We start from the raw sequence: 20,526 nt of genomic DNA on the forward strand, positions 1-20,526 counted from the left end.
ATTTGAAAATTTGAAAATTGAAAGATTAAGAGATGAAAGTTGGGATAGGTTTGAAATGGAATGGTTTTCAAAAGACTTTGGCTTCGGAGTTCACCTATTCCTCTCACTCAGATTTTACGATTTCTATGCCAACAAAAAAGAGGAAAAAAACCCCTTTAAACCCGTATTTATCGGTTTTGACACCTATGTAACGGACGAAAATGCCCGATTGCGGGCAAAACAAAGAATCCATCCTATGCGGCCCTGAAATCTTAAACCTGTAAAAACAACTATACCTATCAGGTCAAAAAATCCCTGAAATCAAAGGCAAAATTTTCAGTCTATTTCCAACTTAAAGCGCTGAATACTAACAACTCCCATTGGATTTGTTTATTTTTAAGTAGTACCAAAAGCCAAAAGACCATGATTTACTTAAAAAGCACTTCCCTCGCCCTTCTATTTCTTCTCAGCCTTTCCTTCGGTTTTCTGCATCATGGTTGGGCCAATTATGACCAGACCAAAGTGCTGGACTTTGAGACCACCATCGATGAATCGACTTTTGGGAATCCCCATACGATGGCCACAGTAAAGTATCAGGATGAGTCCTGGACCGTCTATCTGGCTCCGGCAAGCCGCATGACAGAACGTGGACTGTCTGCCGAAATGATCAAAAAAGGCACGAAAGTAAGATTGGTTGCCTACCCACATAAAACAGAAAAGGGGGAAATGAGGGCCGAAAGGATATTTGTTGACGGCAAGAAGTACGAGCTAAGATAGGCGTGTCGGAATACCTTGACTGGCTGGAGCACACTTCCTGGGCGGAGGCAATCCGTCAATCCCTCTGGCTGTATCCAGCCTTAGAAATAGTCCATATTCTGGGAATTGTTATTCTAGTCGGTCCAGCATTCTTGTTTGACCTTTTTCTATTGGGTTTTTCCAAAAATTTACCCTTTGCCGGCATGGCGCGATATCTGTTGCCCTGGTCCCGGCGCGGTCTAATCCTGATAATTCCCTCGGGGTTATTCTTGTTCATAACCAATGCCGAAACGCTGGGCTTTGACCCCACCTTCTGGTTAAAAATGGTTTTGCTAGCAGTTGCTGGACTGAACGCGCTCGTGTTTCACAAGTTTGTTTCCAGAGGGAAACTTGATCCAAATACTCCTCCAAAAATCCCTTTGCTTTATAAAATCCAGGCGCTGGTCTCCATTTCCGTATGGATTGCTGTTATCAGCTGCGGGCGTCTTTTGGCTTACTGATCACTAATCCTTTGGGCTCTTTTCTCGACTTAGCCTTTCCACTTTCCCGCCACCGGTAAGGTTGGGAAGTGGGAAGGTTCAGCTCCTCTTTTTCTACGGTCAAAAGGCAAATGGAATTAGAGGTCGTGACTGTTTTTTGACCAATGCGATTGGCTTCGACTCCGCTCAGCCTGACCACTGCGACTGACCACTGCTTTACTCACTCTTCAGACTGTCCACCGGATTCATCATTGCAGCTTTGACGGACTGAAAACTGATCGTCACCAGAGCTACAATCACAGCGAGAAGTCCAGCAACCCCAAAAATCCACCATTGAACAGGTACCTGATAGGCAAAACCTTCCAGCCATTTATTCATCCCAAACCAAGACACTGGTGTTGCTATAACGATGGCTATCAGAACCAGCTTGATGAAATCTTTGGAAAGCAGACCAACGATGGAAGAAACCTCCGCTCCCAGGACCTTTCGGATCCCGATTTCCTTGGTTCGCTGCTCGGCGGTATAGGTTGCCAGACCAAGCAATCCCAGACAGGCAATCATAATTGCCAGCACAGAAAATGTGGTGAAAATCTTTCGAAACCTGAAGTCGGATTCATATTGCTTGTTGAAATCCTCATCCAGAAAACTGTAGATAAAGGGGCGTTGGGGAGCCAGTTTTTTCCAGACATCTTCCACCTTGGCGATGGTTTCTGGAAGGTCATCTCCTTGGACTTTCACGCTGATGTACCGGCTTGCATAGGCTTCAAAAGGTAAAGTCAGGGGTTCAACCGCCCGATGCAGGGAGATATAATTGAAATCCTTCACAACACCGATTATCTGCCCCTCTCTCCCCCATTGATCAAATTTCTTTCCCACAGCATCAGCCGGATTGGCATAGCCATACTGACGAGCGGCAGCCTCATTGATCACCAAAGCTGAGCTGGAATCTGAGGGATAGTCTCTCGAATAGGACCTTCCGGCCACCAGTTCCAAATCAAAATGATCAATAAAGTCCAGACCCACCTGAAAAATCGGTTGCGCTTCCTGCTTCATTTCCCCTTCCGGAGTTTCGATTGTAGTCCCGGCATTTGGGAAATAACTTCCCGGAACACTGCGTGAAAACGCGACTGAAAGCACATCCGGCATCGCTTCAAGTTCACCCTGGATCACAGCCGATACATCATTCACCTTCTCATCGTAATTGTAGTCCAGCACCAGCATGTGCTCTTTGTCAAAACCCATGTCCTTGTCCAGCAAATGGCTCATTTGGGAATAAACTACCAAGGTGCCAGCAATCAAGGCAATGGAAAGACTGAACTGAAATACGACCAACCCTTTACGGAGATTGACTCCTTTTGCATCGGATTTGTTGATCCCTTTCAGGATCATCACCGGTTGAAAACCAGAAAGTACCATGGCAGGGTAATATCCTGCCAGCAAGCCGATGACTAGGATAATTCCTAAGAAAACAGGGACCGTTTGTAAGTTGACCATCTGATTGAATTCAAAGACTTTCCCGGTTAGGTCATTCATCATCGGAATGGCTGCAGAAACAAAGATCAATCCGGCTACTGCTGCTAAACCGACGATGATCAGTGATTCACCCAAAAACTGAAAAATCAAAAGGCCCCGGTCGGCTCCAATGGATTTTCGAATGCCTACTTCCTTCGCACGCTCCATGGAACGGGCAGTGGACAGGTTCATGAAATTGATCATCGCAATGATCATTATGAACAAACCAATGATGGAAAAGACATAAATATTCGGCAAAGATCCGGTCTCCCCTGGTTGACGTTGCGCCGTTGTTCTGAGATAAACGTCACTGAGAGGTTCAATGGCGATGGTATAGCCATAACCGTTATCCCCGTTTCTTCTTTCTATAAATTCTGGAATTTTCGCTTCAAAAGCAGCTCTGTCAAACTGATCATTGACCAGGAAATAGGTATACGTGTCCACATAACCCCAAGCCTCAAAAATCTCCGGGATTGACTGACGGAATGTTTCAAGGGAAAGCAGTGCATTGAACTTAAAATGGGAATTGGATGGCAGGTCAGCCATTACTCCGGTCACGGTGTAATCCCCTTCATTGGCTCTTCCTGCGGATTCGCTGCCTTTTAGCGTTTTGCCCAAGGCACTCTCATTGCCAAAGTATTTTTTGGCGGTAGTTTCTGTCAAAACCACGCTGTAGGCTGCAGCCAGTGCAGTCTTGGGATCTCCCTCGATCAATTTCCAGCTAAACACATCGAAAACCGTGGAATCCATGAAAAACACACCGTCCTCCTGGGTGATGTTGTCTCCCACAGTAAACAAAATGTCTGCCCGTCCGGAGAACTGAACGACCTTTTCAACCTCAGGAAAATCCAACTTCAAAGCAGGTCCAACAGGCGCATTTCCCCAAACCCAAAAGGGTTGAGCTTCGGCACCTTCTGTCACTCCTTCCGGAGATCTGGATCCATGCGTCACCCGATAGATCCGATCACCTTTTTCATGGTAGTTGTCATAGGACAATTCATCCTGCACAAACATAAAAATGAGCACACAGCAGGCCATTCCAACCCCCAGTCCGATAATGTTAATGATGGAATAGACCTTCTTTTTGAGAAGATTTCTATAGGCGATTTTCAGATAGTTTTTCCACATGGTCTTTTGATTCGAAAATTGAAATATTGGAAAATTAAAAGATTAAGGGTTGGAAAGTGGTATGGTTCGACAAGCTCACCAACCGGACTCAGCACAAGAATTGGTAAGTGGTAATGTTGGAGGGATTCCTAAAGCAAGATGCTTAAATACTAGCCGAGATCTCGTCTTTCGTAAATCGTCCTTCGTATTTCGTAAATCCGAAATCCCATATCCGAAATCCGAAATCCCCTCATTCGCTCCTCAAGCTTTCCACAGGATTCGCCAAAGCAGCCTTCACACTCCTTAAACAGATCGTGCCAAATGCGATCAGCAAGGTAACCGCAGCGGCTACTCCGTAAATCCACCAGGCGATATCGATGTGATAGGCGAAGTTTTGCAGCCACAAATCCATAAAGAAATAGCCTGCCGGAAAAGCAATAACCAGTGAAATCCCCACCAATTTGATAAAGTCCTTGGCTAGCATTCCTACGATCTGGCTTACGGTTGATCCTAGCACTTTCCTGATTCCGATCTCCTTGATCCGCTGTTCTGCGGTGAATGTGACCAACCCAAATAACCCCAAGCAGGCTACGAAAATGGTCATCAAGGCAAGGACAGTAAGAAATGACCCAATCTTCGCTTCCTGGATATAGGTTTCATTGTACAGCTCATCCAAAAAGGCATAATGGAAAGCCTCGCCCGAATTGAAGCCCGCCCAAGTCTGCTCCATATCTGTAAGCAAGCCCGGAATATCCCGGTTGTCCACTTTTAAGATTAGGCTGTAATAAGGGTTATAAACCATCATCAAAGGCCGGATAGGCTCCCTCAAAGATCTGGCAACAAAATCCTTAACGACACCAACGACCCTCACTTCTTGCCTGCCACCCTGATTGTCCGTCATCTTTTCAAAGACTTTCCCGATTGGATCTTCAGCAATTCCCAATTCTCTGGCAGCTGTTTGGTTGAGGATTATGTTATTTTCTTCCGAACCGAGGTCCAAAGAAAAATTTCTCCCAGCCACGATTTCCATTCCCAGGGTAGGGATATATTCTTCATCGATCCCATATTGGGTCAACCTCAATGAGCCTGAAGGAGAATCATCCATTACCAGATTTTGACTGCTAGTATCGGTTGGACCAGATGGTATATAGGCTGATTTAGTGATGTTTTGAACACGAGGATCCGCCTTTAATTTATCTCTGAATACATCCAAATGGTCTCCCAAAAGTCCCGCATCACGCAAGACAATCAATTGCTCCTTTTCATAGCCAAGATCTTTATTCTGGATGTAATTCATCTGTTGGGAGACCACCAACGCACCGATAATCAAGGCCACGGAAACTGCAAATTGAAACACCACCAAGGTACTTCTAAAGGCTCCGCGGCCACTTTTCGATATCTTTTTCTTCAACGATTCGATCGGTTTGAATCCCGAAAGGAAAAATGCAGGATATCCTCCTGCCAAGATCGTTACTAACAGCACCATTACCCCAAGAGAAATCAGGATTTCGGGCTGGATAAGCGTTTGCATCGAAAGGGATTTGTCTGCGAAATCATTGAAAAAAGGAATGGCAATCTTGGCCAAGATTCCTCCCAATATCATCGCGATGCAAACTGCCACAAAAGACTCAGATAAGAACTGGAAGACTAGATTTTGCTTATCAGAACCCATCACTTTTCTCACGCCGATTTCCTTTGCCCGCTGCGAAGCCCCGGCGGTGGACAGGTTCATGAAATTGATGCAGGCAATCAGCAGCATAAAGACCGCAATTGCACAATAGATCAAGACGGTCTGTTTGTCACCTCCGGCTTCAAAATCGCCTTTCCCTGCATAAAGTGGATTGAGATGGATCGCAGTGACGGGTTGGAGCTTGAAGTAAACGTGATTTCCTTTTTCAAAAAACTCCTCGAAACCCATCCCTAAACCCTGTTGCATCTGGCCTTCCATATATTTCTTCGAAAGGGCAAGAAGCTTAGACTCCACCTGGGATTTTTCAGTTCCCTCATTCAAAAGCAAATAGGTCACATAGCTTCCGGAAAGCCAACTTTGGTTCTTTGCATCGGAATTCCCCAGCATCGATCCCAGCATATCAAACTGGAAATGCACGTTTTCCGGGATGTTCTCAATGACACCCGTAATGGTATAGTCCCCGGCAAAATTGTGGTATTCACTCGAATAATAGCCGAGATCTTCCAGTTTGATGACCTGATTGATGGGGTTTTTAGAGTCAAAAAGAGCCTTCGCCTGATCCTCAGTAATGACTAGCGTATTTGGTTTGTTTAGTGCTGTGGATGGATCTCCGCTGATAAAAGGAAGGTCGTAGATTTCAAAGAAGTTGGGATCCACAAAGGCAGTGGTTCCTTTTCGAATCACTTTTTCACCCATGCGGATTTTGGTATCCGAACTCAACTTAATCACTCGTGTACTGGCTTCAACTTCAGGAATTTCATCCTTGAAAGTCTGGGCCACGGGAGCCATCACACTGGCTTCATTCAGAAACTCTTCCCCAATCTTGGCATCCAGATTTACGCGATAGATCCGGTCCGAATTGGCAAAGAAACGATCGTAGCTAAACTCCTCGATTACATACAGGCTGATCACCACAGTGGTGGCGATTCCCAAGGTAAGCCCAAGAATATTGATGAAAGACACCAACTTATTCTTCATGAGACTTCTCCAGGCGATTTTAAAGTAAGTTTTGAGCATGATCTGAATTGGAAAATTTTAAAATTGAAAGATTGAAAGATTATGGACTCTGCCAGATATCCATTCTTTCAATTCTACCTAGAAGTTCTCGATAAAAGAATTCCACTTTTATGCCACTATAAATCTTCGCTAATGCCCTCAAAAAGGCATAATTTGAAAAATAGATTTTTAAGCTCGGACGCTTTTGTTCGCTCTCGGGCAAAATAGATCCGATAGCTCTTTCTATGTGGGAAAGGTTGGAAAGTTTTAAAGTTTAAAAGTTATGGGTTAGTGGAAAGGTTAAAAGGTTGGAAAGTTTAGGGACTCAAAGGTCAAGTTGAAATTGAACCTCAACCTTTCCCAGACCTCGTCAATCGTAAATCATAAATCGTAAATCCTTCTTGGTTCTTGATACTTACATCCTGTTACTTTATTCATTCTTCAGACTTTTGATCGGATTGGCTTTGATGCTTTTGAACGACTGTAGATAGATCGTTGCCAAAGCCAAAACCAAACAGGATCCCGCCGCCAGCACAATCACCCAAATCTCGACTCCGGTTCGATAAGCGAATTCTTCCAACCAACCCTGCATCACATAGATGGAAAGTGGGACGGCAAAGACCATCGCAATCAGAATCAACTTCATGTAGGACTTGGAAAGCAAAAGGAATATCTCCAGCATGGAGGCTCCAAACACCTTTCTGATGCCGATTTCCTTCACCCGCAGATGGGCTGTGAAGGAAGTCAGTCCAAACAAGCCAAGAATCGCAATAGCAATCGAACCCAGGGTCAAGGCCCAAAGCAGTCCTTCCATCCGCATTTCGGACTGATACAACTTCCCGAAATCTTCATCCAGAAAGGTATAATTCATAGGGACTCTCGGCTCATAGACTTTCCATGCAGCCTGAAGTTCAGCAATTCCAGCTTTCAAATCCCCACCCTGTAGCCTGACAGAAATGTAATCCCGCAGGAAATAGTCATGCATGTACTCGATCACCAGTGGCTTGATTTCATTCCGAAAGGACTCAAAATTAAAATCCTCCACCAACCCTATGACTTCCAAGGTTGCCTCGTCATTGGCTCCTTGGTTTTTGACGATCAACTGACCAATAGGACTTTCGCTGATGCCAAGGATTTCGGCGGCTTTTTGGTTAAGGATAACCTTCTTGACATCCGCCCCTGCTACCGATGCGAAATTCCTTCCATCGATAAGCCTAAACTTATACGTTTCCAGGTAGTTATGATCGGACTCGTACCAGTTCATCCCCTGTTGCAGTGTAGAGGTAGGTGAGTTGAATGAGCGCATCTGAAATTGCTCAGCCATAGGAATTCCCGTTGAAAAGCTCATCCCCTGGACTTGGGTACTCGAAGCAAATCTTCCCAAAAAGTCCTCCCGCTGGTGATTTTCGATCTCCCCGTCGTTGTGGATGATGAGCAGCTGCTCACGGGAAAAACCCGGATCACTTTGCTGGATGTAATTGAGCTGGCGCTGGACGATCAGGGTACAGATGATCAGCGTGAGCGTGGTCGCAAACTGAAATACCACCAGCCCGTTTCGGAAGCTATGGGAGTTTTTACCCACGCTGAGCTGCCTTTTCAAAACCAGAATCGGCCGGAAAGAGGAAAGATAAAATGCCGGGTAAAAGCCCGAAAGGAAAGTAAGCACCACGATCAAAGCCGGAACAGTGGCCAGGATCAAGGAGTTTTGAAGCAGATTGAAGTCGATATTTTTCCCGGAAAGCTGGTTAAACACCCCGTTAGAAAGCTCCACCAAGACCAGTGAAACTGCGACGGAACCCAAGACCAAAAGAAAAGCCTCAGTCAAAAACTGCCAGATCAGTTGGCGCTGGCCGGAGCCCATCACTTTTCGCACTCCCACCTCCATGGTCCGCAGTCCTGCTTTGGCCGTGGCCAGGTTCATGAAATTGATGCAGGCCAAAAGCAAAACGAACACCCCTACCAATCCAAAGAGGTACACATAGCTTTCGTAGCCATTTGGTTTGATCTCCCGCAGCAAATGAGACTGCAAGTGAATGTCCCGCACGGGCATAAGTTTCAGGTTGTATTCGGAGTTTTCACCTTCTCCTTCCAAGGCTGGAAGCGCAAATTTGGCCACCAGCTGATCGAGCTTCCCGGCTACTTCGCTTTGCTTTTCCTTGGGGAATTTGACGTAGGTATAGAGGATTGCCCAGCTCCAGTTGTCCATCAAGAAAATCTCCCGATGCATCTCAGGCTCATAGACCAGCATGTCAAATTCTAGGTGAGACTGCTCGGGAATCTCCTCCACCACTGCAGCCACTTGTCGTGGATTGGGATTGTTGCTTCCGATCAGCAGCGTCTTGCCAATCACCTCCTGTGGACTCAGGTCACCAAAGTATTTTTGGGCAGCAGCGGTAGTAATTACGATGTGATCCGGGCCCGAAAGGGCTTTTTCCGTACTTCCTGCAGCCAAAGGCAAATCGAAAACTTCAAAGAAGCCGGGTTCAGCATAGAAAACTTTATCCTCACGGAACACCTGATCTTTGTTGACACCTTCCGCCGGTTGCACCGTAAAGTCATTCCATTTCAACAATCTGGTGACGGCTTCTACCTCCGGAATATCGGTCTGAATCCTGGGCCCCAAAGGCGGTGGTGCAGTGGCATAGCTGGCCGTCGCAAAGTCACCCCAATGGGAACTGACACGGAAGACATTTTCCGAGTTGGGGAAAAATCGGTCGTAGCTCCTTTCGTCCTGGACAAAAAGCATGATCATCAAAAACCCGCTGATCCCCAGAGTGAGTCCAAAGCCGTTCAGCAATGTGTAGAGTCTGTTCTTCTTGAGCGTTCTCCAGGCGATTTTTAGGTAGTTTCGGAACATTGGAATTGGAAAATTAAAGTTGCAAAGGGGTAAAGTTGAAAGGTTTCCTAAGGTCAAGGACTTAAACACTATTCAAGGCCTCGTAAATCGTATTTCGTAAATCTTAAATCCTTCTTGCCTCTGATTTCTTGTCTCTTGTTTCTTTGCTTCGACTCCGCTCAACATGACAGAGATTCTTGATACTTGCTACTTAAATCTTGCTACTACGTCACTACTCCCCTTTCAGCGTGGTTGCAGGATTGATTCGCGCAGATTTGATCGCATGATAACTGATGGTTCCCAGTGCCATCGCTGTCGCCATTACTCCTGCTAATGCAAAGCTTTGCCAGCCTAAATCGATTTTGTATTCGTAATCTTTGAGCCAATTATTCAGCAGATAGTAGGCGATCGGAGTAGCCAAAACCAGGGAAGCTAGGATCATGTAGACGAATTTTTGCGTCAGCATCCCATAAATCCCCTGAAGCGAAGCCCCCAGGACTTTTCGGATGCTCATTTCTTTGGTTCGCTGCTCCACCATGTAAGCTGAAAGTGCAAACAAACCCAGACAAGCCACCAGGATGGCAAGGAAAGCAAAGCTGGTAAAGATGATTTTGATCCTTCGGACATTGTCATACATCTGAGCAAAGGAATCATCCATGAAAGCATAGCGAAAAGCGAGATTTGGCGCAAAGCCAGTCCATTTTTCCTCTATTGATTTCAGCAATCCAGGCATATCGGCAGTATTCGTCTTGACAGAAATGATGGTGTTGCTTTTCCCCAAGAACATCGCGAGTGGCTCCACACGCTCTTTCATGTTGTCAAATCGGAAGTCTTTCACGACTCCGATAATCTCATTCAGCTGGCCGAATCGGGACACTTTTTTCCCAATCGGATCCGAGATATTCAGCTCCTTGACCATCTGCTCATTCACGATGACCCCCTCCCGATCAGTGGCTATGGTCTTATCGAAGTTCCTTCCGGCAATCAGCTCGATTCCCAAGGTTTTCAGATAGTCTTCGTCGATCTGCCAGACCTGTCCGGGAACCGTTTCATCGATGTTTTCACGGCCCTCGTTGACAAAAGAGTTGCCGTTTCGTTTGGTATTTTCGAGAGGCAGATAGTCGCTGATCGTGACAGATTCGATTCCCTGAATCCGTTCAAGTTCTTCTTTGAACACCTCATCTTTATCCCCCAGCATATTGGTGCCATAGAGCTGGATGACCTGGTCTTTTTCAAAACCGACTTTGGAAGTAAGGATAAAGGACAACTGCTCATTGATCACGAGTGTGCCAATGATCAGGATGATCGAAACGGTGAATTGAAAGACCACCATACTGGTTTGAAAACCTCCCGATTTGCTTCCCAATCGAAGCTTGCCTTTCAGTACGTTGATCGGAGCAAAACCTGAAAGATAAATTGAAGGATAAAATCCTGCGATCCCACCCACCAGCAAAGCTGAAACCAGGAGAATTGGGACAAAGAACACATTATCCCAAGGCATGGAAAGCGCAATCCCGGTCATCTCCTGAAAAACCGGCATAAAGGTCTGAGCCAATACAATTCCTATCACAAATGCGATGAAGGTGAGCAGCATGGATTCGGACAAAAACTGAAAAATCAAATGGCCGCGACTAGAACCGACCACCTTGCGCAAACCCACTTCTTTGGCCCGGTTGGCGGATTTTGCGGTGGAAAGGTTCACGAAATTGATCGAGGCCAGCATAAGGATAAAAAGGGCCACTGTCCCAAAAACCCAAACGATTTTGATATCATTTCTAAAAGGAGAATCACTCTCAATAGCTGCTGAATGGAGATGGATTTCTTCCAAAGGTTGCAGATAGACTTTGGCATTTTTCTCGATTGTCTCAGCCATCGCCAATCCGGCCGCCGCCATTGCTGGCTTCAGGTACTTGGAGACTACCGTCGTACCCAACGTATTGCTAAAAGCGGCCACATTCGTCTCAGGCTGGACAGCGACGTAATTTTTATAGTTGCTTTGGATCCAGCGATCCTGTTCTCCTTGGCCAAATTCCACTCCTGTCAAGGTCAGGAAATAATCGTAATTCAAGTGAGAATTGGTCGGAAAATCCTCCATCACTCCGGTGATCTTACGTGGATCTTCCCGGTTGCCATTGAGGTAAATCACATGCCCAATGGGGTTTTGGTCTTTGAAGAATTTCTTGGAAATAGTCTCGGAAATTACAATGGTCTTGGGTTCAGCCAAAGCTGTTTTGGAATCCCCAAACACCATCGGAATGCTGAAAATATCCAGGATTGCCTGGTCAGCATAGGTAAATCCCTCCTCATGATGCTGCATTGCTTCATCATCGATCTGGATCTCATTGGTACCCGCTCCATAGAAAAGGTCATTGTCCATGATCCTGCCTGCCTGCTCTATTTCGTCAAAATCAGCGTCCACGGTTCTGGCCAGATTTGCCGAAAAGTGAACCGTATATTCCGTGGTTCCCGCCATGTCAAGCCTGCCAACCACCCGATAGATATTGGCTGAGTTAGGGACATATTTGTCGTAACTCGTCTCGTGAATGATATAGACGGCTATAAGTATGCAGGCTGATATTCCAATGCTGAGTCCCGCAATGTTTATAAATGAAAACCCCTTGGCTTTGATGAGGTTTCTCCAGGCGATTTTTAGGTAGTTTTTGAGCATTTTCTCAAAATTTAAAGATTGGAAAATTTTAAAATTGGAAGATTAAAGTGGGAAGGTTGTAAGGTTACTTGGGGCCAAGGACTAAAACACTATCCAAGACCTCGTACCCCGATAGCTATCGGGGCGTATTTCGTAAATCGTAATTTCTCTTGCCTCTCATTTCTTGCCTCTTGATTCTTGATACTTACCTCCTACTTCTTCACTCACTTCTCAGACTCTCCACCGGTTTCATCAGCGCTGATTTCATGGCATGAGCGCCCACTGTGACCAAAGCAATAAGCAGCGTCAATACCGCCGCAAAAGCGAAATAAGACCAGGAAAGATCCACCCGGTATGCAAAGCGCTCCAACCAGTTTTTTGCAACCAAGTAACTGACCGGTATCGCTATGCCTATCGCAACCAAAACCAAAGCAACGAAGCTTCCTGCCACAAGGCGAAGGATATTCCATTCATTGGCTCCCAATACTTTTCTGATTCCGATTTCTTTGACCCGCTGCTCTGCCATGAAAGCTGCCAGTCCAAACAGCCCCATGCAGGAGATGAGGATTGCCAGTCCGGCAAAATAGTTTGCCAATACCAGCACCCGTTGTTCAGCTGCGTAAAGCAACTCGTAATCCCTGTCCAAAAACCCGTAGTCCATGGCCAAACCGGCAAACTGACTGGAATAGAGACGTCGCAATCCTGCTACAGTCTGTTGTTCCATTCCCGGTTCAATTTTTACAAGAATCGTGTTTGCTCTTGGTTCCAGACGGATAATGCACGGCACAATGGATTCAAAGAGCGACTCAAAATGGAAGTTGTCCGTCACTCCGATGACCTCTTTGGGAGAACCCCAAAAGCTGATGATTTTACCTACCGGATCTTCAAGCTGCATGGCATCGACCGCTGCCTGATTGAGCAAAACTTTCTCTGTCTCGTTGGTAAAATCCCTGGAAAAGGACCTCCCCTCTTGGAGCTCAATCCCTAGCGTCTCGACAAATCCATATCCGATTTCCAGGTTGCTGAAGTTCAACTGCTCATCTTCATCGCCGGCTTTCCAGTCCACACCCGACATTCCCCCGTGGTTTCCCGTGAGATTGTGGTAAGCATTTGTAGCCTTAACCACACCGGGCACTTTCTCTACCTCTCCAAGAAATCCTTCGACACGATTCTCCCAACCACCACCGATCTCAAAGAAGTTTTCATCTCCGCCATCTGGCATTTCCAGTTGAAAGCGCAGCACATTTTCCCTGTGATAGCCCAGGTTTTTGGTTTGGATATATTCCAGTTGCTTGTGAACAATCGCCACAGAAACGATCAGCAAGACTGAAAGTGTAAACTGAAATACTACCAGGCCTCTTCTGGCCGAAATCTCTTTCCATGAACCCGGAAGTTTGTTCTTAAAAGCAGTGATTGGCTGAATCCCGGAAATGTAAAATGCCGGATAGCTTCCCGCCAAAATGCCGACAAGAAGAGCCGTCACAAGAACACCAAACACCAGCACCGGGCTGAGAGCAAGTGACAGTTGCTTGCCTGTGATGAGGTTAAACTGAGGCATGGCCAGCTGCACCAAAAGGATGGCGCAAAGTGTGGCTATCGAAGTCAGCAATACAGATTCGGTGAGGAATTGGGAAATCAGAGACGATTTGGCTGCGCCAAAAGATTTCTTAATTCCGATCTCCTTGGCTCTTTTGGAGGCTTTGGCTGTTGTGAGATTGATAAAGTTGATGGAGGCGATGACCAGGATGAAAATCGCGATAATTGAAAATAGTCGGACATAACCAATCCTTCCTCCAGCCTGCTTACCGTTTTCGAAAGTTCCTTGCAGGTATCGGTCCGAAAATTTTTGCAGAAATAGACTCGATTCAGAATCCACTCCTTTTGCTTTTAAAAAATCCCGGATCTTGAGATTGAATTGATCCAGTGAAGCCCCGGGAGCTAGTACCAAATAAGTATGTGGATCGCTGTTTCCCCAGTTCTCCAACTCATATCGATCTTCGATATACAGCGCGTAGTTAAAGAGAATATCACTTGGATTCGAGGAATTGGCGGGCGGGTTTTTAAACACAGCCTGGATGGTGAAATCTCCACTCAGCGATCCAAAATCCCAGACTATTCCTTTTCCGATCAGATTATCGGTGGTATTAAACAACTTCTGTGCAAGCTCTTCGGAGATTGCTACCGAGTATTTGTCGGCAAAGATGCTTGACTTGTTGCCAGCGAGAAGTTCAAGAGAGAAAATATTGAAGAAATCAGGCTCAACGTACTGAGGCCTGGCTCTGAATGCATTTTCCTCAACTTTTGCCAGCCCTGTATTTGGAAACCAGGAAGCTGGGATCACGGAGGTGGCGAATTCCACTTCAGGTATTTCCTCCACCAAAGCCTTCGCCAATCTTCCCTGCGTAGCCTGTAAAGTCAGGATTTGATCCCCTTCTTTTACATTCTGCAGAACCTGATAAAGTCGCTCATCATTTTCGTGGTACCTGTCCACACTGTACTCATCCACAACCCACAAGCTGATCAGCACCACACCTGCCAATCCGATCGTCAGTCCAATCAGATTGATCAAAAAGGTGGTCTTGTTTCGCTTGAAATTCCTTAGGGCAAGGAGGATATGATGTTTGAGCATTACAATTGGGTTTGGAGGTTGGAAGTCAGGAAGCTAGGGGGTTTGGAGGTTTAAAGGTTTGGAGGTGGAAATGTTGGGAGATTCCTCATAATCTCTTTTCTCCAGTCTCTTATCTCTGTACTTGGTACTTCGTACTTAATTAAACTCCAGATTAATACTGCCTCCAGAGCTCTGCATAGTGACAGGAATTCCTCCACCGTTGACCTTGCCTACGATCTTGTCTTTCTTGATTTCTCCGTCAAAATTTGAAAGCGGCGAGTTTACCCGACCACCACTGATGTCCAGATTCAAACCCAATCCATCCGGAACCACTGCCGTAATGCTTCCACCACTGGAGTTTAGGGTCAGCTGTTTCTCCAATTTGGAGAGCTGGGCTCTCACGGATCCTCCGCTGGAATTCACCACGATACTGCCTGCGATTTCCTCCAGATTGACGCTTCCCCCAGAGGAACCGATCATCAAATCACCAGTGAGTTGATTGACTTTGATGGAGCCGCCGCTTGACTGGGCTTCTACATTTCCTTTGAAGTTTTCCACCCGGAATGAACCGCCTGAACTTTGGGTTTTTACCTGTCCGCTGCTGTTGATCACCTGGATACTACCACCGCTGGAAGCTACGTCCTGTTTCCCGTTCAGTCCCTCAATTGCAATTGAGCCTCCGCTGGATTGGAATTTGGAGGACATTTCTTTCGGTACTTTGACCTTAAAGTGCAGGCTCATTTTACTGCGGTTGGTATTGGGTTTCTTTTTGACAATTAGTGAGACCGTATTTCCGCTTTGATTGATGTCCAGATTATAATTTTCCAGCTCCTTTTCCACCGCTGAATCTTCCATTTCGATCTCTTTCCCGTCCAGCTTCACATACATGTCAACCACGACTTCGTTGCCACTGGCACCTGTCACGGCGACCGAAGAGCCGGAAGTTTCCACGTTAAGATTGCCTGCACCGCTCAAAGTGAATTTTTTAGTGAGATATGGATCCCCTCGAAAATCCATTGCGAAAACCGAGAATTGCAGAGAAAGCAACACTAGAATCAAGAAAGCTGAAGTTGTTTTGATGCGTGTCATAGCTAGAAGTTGTTTAGACAGTTCGAGCAAACTCCCATTTCCACTTTTGTGCCAGTAAAAAACCGTCCAATTAGGTTCTTTTGAGGCTTTCCAGGAATCAATATCCTAGCCTCCGTACATTTTCGTCCGCTTGCGGTCAAAACTTCAATCCATTTTATAAAATCCTAAATCAAAGTCTTTATTCATTTCGGATACTCTGGCCAGGCTAGAGGGATAATCTGGAAAAATGCGATCAAAAACTCACCAAAAAGCAATCCACTGGTACTGTCTACCGCTAGTTCGCTCTTGGGCACTAATGAGTCTCAGTGACTTTGTTTTTCTGAAAGCTATACAACAGATACCCCAATGAGGGCAGAATAAAAACACTCCCGATCAACAAGGCCCAGGCCAAAGTTTCGATTGGTTTGCCGGTGGCGGATGAATTGAAAAAAGTCAGGTTTTCACCTGATTTGAGAATGATCAACTCGGGAAAATAATGATACCCAAAAGCCAATAAAATCGTGCTGACGACAAATCCACTGAGCAGTCTAATTCTGATTTGATTTCCGCTTTTCAGAGAAAACCAAAGGTAAATCATGGCCAAAGTAGCCAGAATCAACATCCCAATCGTGACACTTTCCTTAAGCAAAAGGCCCAAAAGCGGTACCTCATCAACAATCGAAGCAAGAAACACAAAACCTCCTGCCAGAACTGTAAGGATAATAAACTGCTTTGCTTTCCGAACTACGAGTGTTCGGACTGTGGGATTATTGGATTCCCCAATCAAAAAAATGGCGGCTAAAAAACCACATATTGCTATAGTAAATAAGCCCACCGAAAAGCTAAAAAGATTGAACCAGGGCTGGATATAACCCTCGCAGAAACTGGCAGCCTCAGGATCAATCTCCCCTCCGACCGCAGCTCCGAAAATCAAGCCCAGGAAAAATGGCGTAATAAAACTGGAATAAGTAAAAATGAGATTGTAGACTTTCTGCATCTCATCTTCATATGCATCGTAGTGACGAAACACAAAGGCAGTTCCCCGCCCGATAATCCCAATCAGCATCAAGGCCAGCGGGATATGCAAATGCACTGACAGCAGGGTATAGATCGGCGGAAACCCAACAAACAGGATGACAATTGCAATGATCAGCCACATGTGGTTTGCCTCCCAGATCGGTCCGATGGTTTTGTAAGTAGTGTCGCGCAGCTGCTCACGCGCTGAGGCTGGAGTGAACAATTCGACGATCCCCGCACCAAAATCCGCCCCTCCAAGGATCACATAGAGCAAGAGGGCAAGACAAAGAAAAATGATGACCACGTACAGCATAAGTTCAGCTTAAGGATTGGATGAGGCCGATGAGTTTTGATCCAAGATTTTAGGCAAAGCTTTGATCTGTCGATAGAGCAGAAAGGTCACTATTCCTGCCAGAGAAATGTAGATCGCAGTGAATACAATAAATGAATACACAATCCCAGGAATCGGCGTCACGGCATCTTTGGTAAGCATGATTTCATAGATAATCCAAGGCTGACGCCCCACTTCGGTCACGGTCCAGCCGGATTCCAAGGCGATAAATCCCAATGGTGTCGCTGCCACAAACAGCCAAAGAAACCAGCGCTTGACTTGCCAGCTTTTCTTTTTCCAAAGGGAAATAAAATAAAGAAAACTCAGCCCAACCAACAGCATCCCCAAACCCACCATAATCTGAAAAGCAAAATGAGTCACCATCACTGGAGGATGATGCTCCTCAGGGATTTGATCCAATCCGATCACTTCCGCATCAAAGTCCCCATGTGCCAGAAAACTCAAAGCCCCGGGAATTTCGAGGGCATAGTTGACTTCTTTTTTTTCCACATCAGGAATCCCGCCGATGATCAAAGGCGCTCTTTTTGAAGTTTCGAAATGCGCTTCCATCGCAGCCAGTTTTGCGGGCTGCCGCACTGCGATATCCTTAGCGGAAATATCCCCTGAGATCGGTTGTAGGATTGCCGCGACTGCTCCAAAAAAGATGGCGATTGAAAAAGCCTTTCGGTGAAAAGCCAGATTTTTGCCCTTCATCAGCAAATAGGCGTGAATTCCCGCTACTGCAAATCCTGTGGACACAAATGCCGCTAAAGTCATGTGCAAAGCTTGAGTAAACCAAGCATCGTTGAAAAGTGCCGCAATGGGATCAATATTGAGGTATTCTCCATTGACAAAATCAAATCCAGTCGGACTGTTCATCCAGCCATTGGCAGCCACCACCAAAATACCAGAAGCCAATCCACTGATCCCCACGATCATTCCGGTCCACCAGTGAAACCACGGGTTAAATTTACCCCAGCCATACAGAAAGAACCCTAGAAAGATCGCTTCAATAAAAAACGCTGTTCCTTCCAGCGAAAAGGGCATTCCGAAAATCGGGCCGGCATGAAGCATAAACTTCGGCCACAGCAATCCCAGTTCAAAGGAAAGCATGGTGCCTGACACCGCTCCAGTCACGAAAAATATCGCTACGCCTTTGCTCCAAACCTTGGTCAATTCTTTGTAAAGCGGGTCTTTGGTTTTTAGGTATTTGTAATGGGAAGTGGCCATGAAAAACGGCATCACCATCCCGATGCAAGCAAAAATGATGTGGAATCCCAAGGAAAGGGCCATTTGGGAGCGGGCAGCAAAAAGATCATCCATAGAACAGCGACTTGGTCAAATCTAAAATCTTTGACGACATGAGACCATCTGAAGTCTCGATAGTGTGACGTAGTTGGAGTGGATTAAGTTCCTGAAAGGAGTCAAATTTCACCTCAAAAACCACTTCCCAAGTTAGGAAAAGCCACTCTTCTAAAATGGCCTGCTTGGTATCGTTTTCATGGTACAACCAACATTTTGGGTAGCCTGAATTGGATAATAGTGATAACTTTTTGATATTTTAAATCCAAACCACCCCCTTATGTACGTCAACAGGCACTATCACATCTGGAGCACCGTTCGTTGGTCTAAAAAACCGCTTTTAAATTCCCTTTTTTACTCCGCTGCCATCATAGTGCTCTATGAAATCACCGGTATCCCATTTTCACTTCCCTGGCAGCCTATTTCAGTTATCGGTATTGCGGTAGCCTTCTATTTGGGATTCAAAAACAACAGCTCCTACGACCGTGCCTGGGAGGCAAGAAAAATCTGGGGAGCCATCGTCAATGACAGCAGGTCTTTGGCTATCGGAATTCTGAGCCTCCCCTCCTCCCAAATTCCTTTTGAATGGAAAAAGGAATTTGTTTTCAGGCACATTGCCTGGGTGATGGCCCTCAAGCATACCATGAGAAAAAGAAAATCATGGGAACACGACTCGAAGATTGAAAACCTGATATTTACACCCCATTTCCGGGAGGAGGGCATGAAGGGAATGAATGCCGAATTGGAGAAATACCTCAGTTCTGAAGAAATCCAAAAGCTGCACACCTTCAACAATATTCCTATCCAAATCCTGAAGGCCCAGAGTCTGAAACTGAAAAATCTGGAAGAAATCGGGGGTATTACCGAATACAAACACGTGTGGCTCCAGCAATTGATCGCAAGATTGGTTGACAACCAAGGTGCCTCTGAGCGGATCAAAAACTTCCCTTTTCCGCGTCAATATGCATCCACCGGACTGTTTATCAATTACATCTTTTGCGCATTGATTCCATTTGGTCTGCTGGATATTTTTTCCCAGTCAGAAATCCTTCATTATTGGCTTACCGTACCCTTCTCCACGATTATTATCTGGATATTCTTTTTGGTAGACCGGATCGGTGATTATTCTGAAAACCCTTTTGAGGCCGCTTACAATGATGTGCCGATTTCCTCCATATCCAGGGTCATCGAGATTGATCTTTTAGAGATGCTTGAAGAAAAGGATGTTCCACCGCCATATCCTGTGGAAAATGGGTTTTTAATGTGAAAAAGACGGAAGACTGAAGACCGGAGACGGGAGAATTGCCAAACACTTCGTCATTCGATACCTGCCCGCCGCAGGCTGGTTCAACATTCGATGTTCTCTATTGAAAAATTGGAAGACCGGAGACGGGAGACGGAAATAAATCCGAAATCCCATCTCCGAAATCCGAAATCTTGCCTCATCAACCAAAGGAAAATTACCTTTTTCTAATGCTGCTTGATCCGGATACTTTGATTTCTCCCATTCGCGGGGAACCTGAATACACCACGTCGCCTGATCCGGAGGAGTGAACCGACACTTCTCCCAATTCACCCACATAAGTACTGCCTGATCCTGATTTGGAAACATCCAACTCATCAATCGCCAAATCCTCAGCTACAAAATCTCCCGAACCTGACTGGCTGATCTCAGCCTCTCCTACTGCTCCGGATGAGATGGTTACTTTGGCTGAACCAGAGATATTTACATCCAACTCGTCTGCCCGGAGACTTTTCATATCAATGTCCCCAGATCCGGAAAGTCCGATATAAAATTCTCCGGCAGTGACGTCAGATTTTACTTCCATTTCACCTGAACCTGAACACTTGATGCCTTCCAGTTTTCGGTAGGTAACATAGAATTTCAGGCTGACGTTGTTGTAATTACCTTTGACGAGTCCAAGTTGGAGTACATCTCCTTCGATTTCTGTTCTTACTTTGTCCAGGCCGACACCTTTGGCCTCGATTCTGATCTCTTCGGTATTTCCTTCCACCAAGATCACCTCCCAGCTTCCTCCGGAATGTACTTTGGTGAATGATCCAGGCTTTCTGGTTTCAGTTTCTTGGGCTTGCACGCAAGACACCATGACTAGGGATGCAAGTGCAAATGCTGCGATTTTAGGATAGATTTTCATAATTGATAATTGAAAGATTGCAAAATTTGAAAATTTGAAAAT

At 45.8% G+C, this 20,526-nt stretch carries 13 protein-coding genes; 4 read left to right on the forward strand and 9 right to left on the reverse strand.

The window, feature by feature from the left end; all coding sequences use genetic code 11:
- Positions 1-10: 10 nt before the first annotated feature.
- The 3 genes from B0E43_RS07685 to B0E43_RS07695 all read left to right on the forward strand — a co-directional run bounded on the left by B0E43_RS07685 (position 11) and on the right by B0E43_RS07695 (position 1,235).
- Positions 11-247, forward strand: coding sequence for a hypothetical protein (locus B0E43_RS07685; RefSeq protein ID WP_077348338.1), 237 nt, complete (start codon positions 11-13; stop codon positions 245-247).
- A gap of 155 nt (positions 248-402) precedes the next feature.
- Positions 403-756 carry a DUF6152 family protein gene (locus B0E43_RS07690; protein WP_077348340.1) on the forward strand — a complete coding sequence of 118 codons (354 nt, stop codon included), beginning with the start codon at positions 403-405 and terminating at the stop codon, positions 754-756.
- A 2-nt stretch (positions 757-758) separates the two neighbouring features.
- Positions 759-1,235 (forward strand): DUF6644 family protein, encoded by a 477-nt coding sequence (locus B0E43_RS07695; protein ID WP_077348342.1) that lies wholly within the window; start codon positions 759-761, stop codon positions 1,233-1,235.
- A gap of 195 nt (positions 1,236-1,430) precedes the next feature.
- Here B0E43_RS07695 and B0E43_RS07700 read toward each other — a convergent pair whose 3' ends face one another.
- From B0E43_RS07700 to B0E43_RS07735, 8 genes are all read right to left on the reverse strand, one after another.
- Complete coding sequence (locus B0E43_RS07700; protein WP_077348344.1) at positions 1,431-3,854, reverse strand: ABC transporter permease; 2,424 nt, start codon at positions 3,852-3,854, stop codon at positions 1,431-1,433.
- A gap of 229 nt (positions 3,855-4,083) precedes the next feature.
- The gene (locus B0E43_RS07705; RefSeq protein ID WP_077348346.1) at positions 4,084-6,540 is read right to left on the reverse strand and encodes an ABC transporter permease; all 2,457 of its coding nucleotides are present in this window, start codon (positions 6,538-6,540) and stop codon (positions 4,084-4,086) included.
- Positions 6,541-6,949: 409 nt separating this feature from the next.
- Positions 6,950-9,376, reverse strand: coding sequence for an ABC transporter permease (locus tag B0E43_RS07710; RefSeq protein ID WP_077348348.1), 2,427 nt, complete (start codon positions 9,374-9,376; stop codon positions 6,950-6,952).
- 211 nt (positions 9,377-9,587) lie between these two features.
- Positions 9,588-12,023 (reverse strand): ABC transporter permease, encoded by a 2,436-nt coding sequence (locus B0E43_RS07715; RefSeq protein ID WP_077348350.1) that lies wholly within the window; start codon positions 12,021-12,023, stop codon positions 9,588-9,590.
- Positions 12,024-12,222: 199 nt separating this feature from the next.
- Complete coding sequence (locus B0E43_RS07720; RefSeq protein ID WP_077348352.1) at positions 12,223-14,631, reverse strand: ABC transporter permease; 2,409 nt, start codon at positions 14,629-14,631, stop codon at positions 12,223-12,225.
- Between the two features lie 135 nt (positions 14,632-14,766).
- Positions 14,767-15,699, reverse strand: a complete 933-nt coding sequence (locus B0E43_RS07725) for a DUF4097 family beta strand repeat-containing protein (RefSeq protein WP_077348354.1) — start codon at positions 15,697-15,699, stop codon at positions 14,767-14,769.
- 292 nt (positions 15,700-15,991) lie between these two features.
- Positions 15,992-17,008: a cytochrome d ubiquinol oxidase subunit II gene (locus B0E43_RS07730; RefSeq protein ID WP_077348356.1), complete on the reverse strand. Its 1,017-nt coding sequence runs from the start codon at positions 17,006-17,008 to the stop codon at positions 15,992-15,994.
- Positions 17,009-17,017: 9 nt separating this feature from the next.
- On the reverse strand, positions 17,018-18,349 hold the full coding sequence (locus B0E43_RS07735; protein WP_077348358.1) for a cytochrome ubiquinol oxidase subunit I: 1,332 nt from the start codon (positions 18,347-18,349) through the stop codon (positions 17,018-17,020).
- A 259-nt stretch (positions 18,350-18,608) separates the two neighbouring features.
- Here B0E43_RS07735 and B0E43_RS07745 point away from each other — a divergent pair, with 259 nt between their 5' ends.
- A complete protein-coding gene (locus B0E43_RS07745; RefSeq protein ID WP_077348362.1) occupies positions 18,609-19,595 on the forward strand; it encodes a bestrophin family protein in 987 nt (328 codons plus the stop codon).
- Between the two features lie 193 nt (positions 19,596-19,788).
- On the opposite strand, the gene B0E43_RS07750 is transcribed toward B0E43_RS07745, so the two are convergent.
- The gene (locus tag B0E43_RS07750; protein ID WP_168171915.1) at positions 19,789-20,484 is read right to left on the reverse strand and encodes a head GIN domain-containing protein; all 696 of its coding nucleotides are present in this window, start codon (positions 20,482-20,484) and stop codon (positions 19,789-19,791) included.
- Positions 20,485-20,526: the final 42 nt, after the last annotated feature.

The sequence above is a fragment of the Algoriphagus sp. A40 genome, assembly GCF_002002735.1.
Lineage (GTDB): Bacteria > Bacteroidota > Bacteroidia > Cytophagales > Cyclobacteriaceae > Algoriphagus.

Bases quoted from the DNA above. Each gene is read 5' to 3' on its own strand.
- B0E43_RS07730 (WP_077348356.1), bottom strand. From the start codon at position 17,008: ATGCTGTACGTGGTCATCATTTTTCTTTGTCTTGCCCTCTTGCTCTAT.
- B0E43_RS07690 (WP_077348340.1), top strand. From the start codon at position 403: ATGATTTACTTAAAAAGCACTTCCCTCGCCCTTCTATTTCTTCTCAGC.
- B0E43_RS07735 (WP_077348358.1), bottom strand. From the start codon at position 18,349: ATGGATGATCTTTTTGCTGCCCGCTCCCAAATGGCCCTTTCCTTGGGA.
- B0E43_RS07725 (WP_077348354.1), bottom strand. From the start codon at position 15,699: ATGACACGCATCAAAACAACTTCAGCTTTCTTGATTCTAGTGTTGCTT.
- B0E43_RS07705 (WP_077348346.1), bottom strand. From the start codon at position 6,540: ATGCTCAAAACTTACTTTAAAATCGCCTGGAGAAGTCTCATGAAGAAT.
- B0E43_RS07700 (WP_077348344.1), bottom strand. From the start codon at position 3,854: ATGTGGAAAAACTATCTGAAAATCGCCTATAGAAATCTTCTCAAAAAG.
- B0E43_RS07715 (WP_077348350.1), bottom strand. From the start codon at position 12,023: ATGCTCAAAAACTACCTAAAAATCGCCTGGAGAAACCTCATCAAAGCC.
- B0E43_RS07745 (WP_077348362.1), top strand. From the start codon at position 18,609: ATGTACGTCAACAGGCACTATCACATCTGGAGCACCGTTCGTTGGTCT.
- B0E43_RS07720 (WP_077348352.1), bottom strand. From the start codon at position 14,631: ATGCTCAAACATCATATCCTCCTTGCCCTAAGGAATTTCAAGCGAAAC.
- B0E43_RS07710 (WP_077348348.1), bottom strand. From the start codon at position 9,376: ATGTTCCGAAACTACCTAAAAATCGCCTGGAGAACGCTCAAGAAGAAC.
- B0E43_RS07750 (WP_168171915.1), bottom strand. From the start codon at position 20,484: ATGAAAATCTATCCTAAAATCGCAGCATTTGCACTTGCATCCCTAGTC.